We start from the raw sequence: 5,385 nt of genomic DNA on the forward strand, positions 1-5,385 counted from the left end.
AGTCCGACGAAGAACTCCGAAGACGAGTGGTATAGAGCTCGTATCCCCGCCGACGTCGACACCCCGGACAAGATTGTGTACGGGTTGACCGCGCGGCAGCTGGCGATCTTCGCCGTCGCCGCGGTCGCGGCCTACGGCGTCTACCGGGCTGTCGGTGCGGCACTGCCACGTCCGGTGTTGTTCGCCGCGGTGGTGCCGTATGCGGGGGTGGCGGTCGTGCTGGCGCTCGGCCGCCGCGACGGCGTGTCGATGGACCGGTGGGTGGTCGCGGCCGTGCGGTACTGCCGCAGCCCGCGACGGTCCGCGCCGGCGCAGTCCGGGCTCCCGGTGCCGGTGCCCGCCTGGGCGCCACAGACGACGGAGCCGGTGCCGATGCTGCCGGTGCTGCGGCTGCCGGCGACGGCGATCGCCGAGTCGGGGATCATCGACGCCGGGGGGCGGGCGGTGGTGCTGGTCGCGTGTACGACGGTCAACATCAGGTTGCGGACCGGCGAGGAGCAGGCGGCGCTGCTTGCCGCGTTCGGGCGGTGGCTCAACAGCCTCAACGACCCGGTGCAGATCGTCATCTCCACGCAGCGCGTCGACCTGTCCGCGCAGGCTCGGCGGATCTCGGCGGCCTCGGACACGCTGAGCAACCCGGCATTGGCCGAGGTCTCCCGGGACTATGCGGCGTTCCTCGACGCGCTGGTTCACGACCGGGACCCGCTGTCGCGGACGGTGACGGTCGCGGTGACCGGGCCGCCGGACGGCAACTCGGCAGGCGACCGTACCGGGTCGGGTGGTGGCGTTCGGCGGCATGCTGCCGAGGTCCTGCGCCGCGCTGAACAGACCGCTTCGGCGCTGGCCGCGCTCGGCGCGGACACCACCGTGCTGGACGGTGAGCGCGCCACCGCCGTACTGACCTGTGCGGTGGACCCGTACGTGGCGGCCGACGTCAGCTGGTCGCGGGCTCGGCCTGACGCGGTCATCACCGGCCCGGCACTACAACAACAGCCGCGTCCGCGGCCCGAGCATCCCGGAGGCAGCCAATGAGCGTGTTTCGCCGACGGACGGCAGGCGTCGCTGCACACGCCCGCCTGACCGGATCGTCTGGGTCGTCTGGGTCGACGGCGCCGACCGCGCGCGACGGTGCGGCCGGCGGCGACGTCGCGGCTGTGGTCGGTCCGGCGGCGCTCGAGCTGGCGCCGCAGCATCTGCGGGTCGGCGACGGATACGCGGCGACGCTGATCGTCACCGGGTATCCGGCCGAGGTCGGCGCGGCCTGGCTCGATCCGCTGCTGGCGTGGCCGGGCCGCCTCGACGTCGTGGTCCACGTCGACCCGATGACGATGCCGGTGGCCGCGGCGCGGCTGCGGCGGCAGCGGGCGCGGCTCGAGTCGAACCGGCGTACCGACACCGGCAACGGGCGGCTCACTGACCCCGTGACGGACGCGGCCGCCGACGACGCCGCGGATCTCGCCGACCGGGTCGCCCGCGGTCAGGCACGCCTGTTCCGGGTCGGGCTGTACCTGTGTGTCCACGCCGCGACGTTGCCGCAGTTGCAGGAGGCGGTCGCGGACGTGCGGGCCACAGCGGCGTCGGTGCTGCTGGACACGCAGCCGGCGACGTGGCGGCAGCTGCAGGGGTGGCTGTCGACGCTGCCCCTGGCCGTTGACGGGCTGGGGATGCGGCGGGTGATGGACACTGACGCGGTCGCTGCCGCGTTCCCGCTCGCCTCCGCGGACCTACCCGCGACGCTGCCAGGTGAACCGGGCCCGGACGGCGGCATGTTGTACGGGCTCAACCGGGACTCCGCCGGGGTGGTGTGGTGGGACCGATGGGCGCAGCAGAACGCCAACAGTGTCGTATTGGCCCGCTCCGGCGCGGGCAAGTCGTACTTCGTCAAGCTCGAAGTGCTGCGGTCGCTCGCCGACGGGGTGCACTGCGCCGTCATCGACCCGGACAACGAATACCTGCGTCTCGCCGACGCCGTCGGCGGGGTGAGCATCGCCCTCGGCGCCGGCGGGGTGCGGGTCAACCCGCTCGACATCCCACCCGGTGACCGCCGGGCGCACGCCCGCACCCACCGGGCGATGTTCCTGCACACCCTGATCGCGGTGCTGCTCGGCGGGGCGCCGCCGCCGTCGGAGCAGGCCGCGTTGGACCGGGCCATCATCGACGCGTACGACACCGCCGGGATCAGCGACGACCCCAGCACCTGGGACCGTCCCGCGCCGCTGCTGCGTGACGTCGCAGCAGCCCTGCACGTGCAGCGCACCGACGCGGCGGACGCCCTTGCGGTGCGGCTGACTCCGTGGACGAGCGGGTCGTTCCGGGAACTGTTCGACGGGCCGACCACGACCCTGCCAGCCGGGCAGCTGGTGGTGTGGTCCACCCGGCACCTCGCCGAGGAGCTCCGCGGCCCGGGGATGCTCCTCGCTCTGGACGCGATCTGGCGTGACGTCAACGCCTCCACGCAGCCGGTGGCGGACCTGCCGCGCCGGCTGGTGTTCGTCGACGAGGCGTGGACGCTGCTGCGTGACGGTGCCGGCGCGAAGTTCCTGGCCCGGCTCGCGAAAAGCGCCCGGAAGCGGCGGGCCGGCCTGGCCGTCGTCACGCAGGACGTCAGTGATCTGCTCGGCTCCGACCTCGGGCAGGTCGTCGTCGCCAACGCCGCCACCCAGATCCTGCTGCGACAGGCACCACAGGTCATCGATGGGGTCGCTGACGCATTCGGGTTGACCGGTGGCGAGGCGAGGCTGCTGCTCAGCGCCCGCCGCGGGGAGGGGCTGCTGCTGTCCGGCAGCCAGCGGGTCGGGTTCCAGTCGATCGCCTCGAAGCAGGAGCACCGGCTCTGCATCGGAGATATAGAGTTCCACGAAACTTTGCAGGATTCCGGTGCGAACTCTGGGGTCGATGACCTGTGAGGAGCCTACCGGGATGCTGGGGTTGGGGAACTGCGGACCGTCGTGACGGTTGCGACGTAGCGGTTGGCGCCGTGGACGGAGAGTCCGAACAGGTCGATGAGTTGGCGGATGTCGCCGCCGGTGGCGTGGGCTTCGTCGAGGATGCGGTCGGTGCGGATGTGCTGGCCGGCGGTGCCGAGTTGGTGGCGGATCCACCAGCTGGTGACCGGTCGTGTGGTGATCGCGTTGCGGATGTGGATGAACACGTGCGGGTTGGGCGTGTTTGGCCAGGTCTGCTGCCGGTGATCGAGCCAGGCGCGTATTCGCGTCTGGACAGCTGGGGCGAGCGGGATGATCTGGTCCGCGACGTGCAGGCGGCCGTCGCGGATGTCGGTGAGCCGCAGTTCGCGCAGTTGGCCGATGCGCACGGCGTGGAAGGCGAGGAGCGATGCCAGGGCTGCGGTGGCGGGCTGGTCGGAGTCGAGGTCGGCTCGCAACATCTCGAGGTTGACCGGTCGTGGTGCGGGTGCGTCGGGTTGCTGTGCTGGCATTCGGGCGGTCGGGTTGACGAAGACCAGCTTCTGTCCTTTGAGGACTCGGAAGATGGAGCGCAGGCCCTGCAGCATGGTGTAGCGGGCGAGCGGGTCGGTGGGCAGAACGGCGCGGACGTCGTTGACGGCGATCTCGCGCAGCGACGGGTGAACATCGGCCCACTGCCGCAACGCGGGCAGCGCCCAGCGCAGTTGGGTGCCGATGGTTCCCTCGGCTCGGGGTTTGCGTCGTGGCGGCCGGGTCGAGCCGTTGCGCATCACGTCGAACCAGACGTTGAGCTCATGTCGCATCGGCGCGGGCAGGTCGGCGACGGTCGTGGTGTACCAGGTGACGATGGCGGGCTCCCGGTCCTCGTCGAGCAGTCCTGCGTCGGCGAGGACGTCGGCAACAACGGCGGCGGAATGTTTGATCCGCGACAGCAGCGCGACGTCGCTGCGGCGGATCGGCGCGCCCGGGGTGTCCTGGATACCGAGCATGATCCGCACGGCCCGCCGGACCTTGTCGATTTTGCTCGTTCGCCAGCCGTAGCGGGTGGCGTGTTCGCCGACGAACGCGATCAGCGCCGCCTCCCTTGCGGGGTCTGGTGGTGGCGGGAATCCGTTGCGCAGTCCAGCTTTCAGGTCGCGGGGCAGCTCGAACAGGACGAGCTGGCGGTGGCTGACCGGGTGCAGCAGCCGCATGTCCGCCGGGACGGCCTTCTTGATGTAGGGGCGTTTGCCGGTGCCGGGCTGATGCCACATCCCGGCGAGGAACAGTTGCTGGCCGTGCCGGACGGCGTCGGCGATGCTGACGTCGCTGGTGCGCCGTCCGAGGGCGTGGGCGACCATGCTGCGCTGGCGGTGACACAACCGGCAGGAACCGTCGTCGTAGAGCGCGACGTGCTGCCCGCAGGTGACGCAGTCCGCGACGGTGCGGTGGGTTTCCCGGAAGCTGCGGCAGGCGACGCAGAGCCAGCCGTAGGTTCGGGTCACGCCCCAGGCGTGGCAGTCCGGGCAGGCGTCGATGAGCACCTTGCGGCGCGCGAGCGGACCGGCGAGGCCCCAGACCGGGGACTTCTGCCCGGGCGCGTGCGGGTGACAACGGGCGCACAACCCCGACGTGAAGTAGTCCGTCCGCGATCCGCACTTGTAGCAGGGCGGAGCGGTGACCGGGCCGCCTGGCCAGCAGACGAAGCAGTACGGGATCTCCCGCATCGCTGGTGGCCGGACCCCGCAAACCGTGCAGGGCTTCGGTTTGCCGGTCATGCCGGTGGTGTCGAGGTGTGCCTGCCCAGCCGCGGCGGCAACGTCCTGGTGTCGCCGGCGGTCCGGGCCTGCTGCGGGCGGCGCGCGGCGACCTGTTCCGGTTCACAGATCAGCACATCCGCCGGCGTGCATCCCAGCACGGCGCAGATCACATCCAGGTCGTCCAGGCGGATCGAGGTCGGCGTGCCCGTCCACAGTGCGGACATCTTCCCGGCACTGATCTGCAGCCCGGCGTCGGCCAGCCGGCGGCGCATCTCGGTGGACTTCCAGATCCCGGCCTGCGCGGCGCGCATCCGCAGGTTCCACTGCATCCCATCACCTCTCGAGCTGTCCCAGTCTGGCCGCGGTGCGGGCGTTGCTGGCATTCCACGCCTGCGTCACGTGCTCGACCGGGACGTGGATGTACCGGGTCGTGGTCGACAACCAGGAATGGCCGAGGACCTCCTGGATCGCTTTGACGTCCAGGCCCTGGGCATACAACGACGAGGCGCAGAAGTGCCGCAGCACGTGCGGTGTCAGCCGGCCCTGCCACGACGGCAGACCGCGGACCACCGCGGCCGCCAAGCCGTCGCGGAGCGTCTGCGTCCCAGCGCGTGGACAGCATCCGGTCAGCGGGTCCGGATGCCGCTCGGCGGGCAGCAGCGGCGCGTCCGGATTGGTGTAGTCGCCGCCGAACTGATGGCGGACCTCGACCATCCACCAGT

At 71.3% G+C, this 5,385-nt stretch carries 5 protein-coding genes; 2 read left to right on the forward strand and 3 right to left on the reverse strand.

What is annotated here, in order from left to right; translation table 11 throughout:
• The coding region (locus tag ACFPIJ_RS56385; RefSeq protein ID WP_380127824.1) for a PrgI family protein at nt 1-1,032 on the forward strand (1,032 nt) is incomplete at its 5' end.
• Entirely contained in the window at nt 1,029-2,906 is a 1,878-nt protein-coding gene (locus ACFPIJ_RS56390) for a VirB4 family type IV secretion system protein (protein ID WP_380127825.1), read from the forward strand. The genes ACFPIJ_RS56385 and ACFPIJ_RS56390, both read left to right, overlap by 4 nt.
• Nucleotides 2,907-2,911: 5 nt before the next feature.
• Here the strand turns inward: ACFPIJ_RS56390 and ACFPIJ_RS56395 are convergent, their stop codons facing one another.
• The 3 genes from ACFPIJ_RS56395 to ACFPIJ_RS56405 form a co-directional block, all read right to left on the reverse strand.
• On the reverse strand, nt 2,912-4,681 hold the full coding sequence (locus ACFPIJ_RS56395) for a hypothetical protein (protein ID WP_380127826.1): 1,770 nt from the start codon (nt 4,679-4,681) through the stop codon (nt 2,912-2,914).
• The gene (locus ACFPIJ_RS56400; RefSeq protein ID WP_380127827.1) at nt 4,678-4,992 is read right to left on the reverse strand and encodes a helix-turn-helix domain-containing protein; all 315 of its coding nucleotides are present in this window, start codon (nt 4,990-4,992) and stop codon (nt 4,678-4,680) included. Before ACFPIJ_RS56400 ends, ACFPIJ_RS56395 begins: the two co-directional genes overlap by 4 nt.
• 4 nt (nt 4,993-4,996) lie before the next feature.
• Nucleotides 4,997-5,385: tyrosine-type recombinase/integrase (locus ACFPIJ_RS56405; RefSeq protein ID WP_380127828.1), on the reverse strand; the 389-nt coding region annotated here is incomplete at its 5' end.

It is taken from the genome of Dactylosporangium cerinum, assembly GCF_042653625.1.
In the GTDB taxonomy this organism is placed as follows: Bacteria; Actinomycetota; Actinomycetes; order Mycobacteriales; family Micromonosporaceae; genus Dactylosporangium; species Dactylosporangium cerinum.

What these genes read in the sequence shown, in the direction of transcription:
- ACFPIJ_RS56390 (WP_380127825.1), top strand. Translation starts at nt 1,029, where the DNA reads ATGAGCGTGTTTCGCCGACGGACGGCAGGCGTCGCTGCACACGCCCGC.
- ACFPIJ_RS56395 (WP_380127826.1), bottom strand. Translation starts at nt 4,681, where the DNA reads ATGACCGGCAAACCGAAGCCCTGCACGGTTTGCGGGGTCCGGCCACCA.
- ACFPIJ_RS56400 (WP_380127827.1), bottom strand. Translation starts at nt 4,992, where the DNA reads ATGCAGTGGAACCTGCGGATGCGCGCCGCGCAGGCCGGGATCTGGAAG.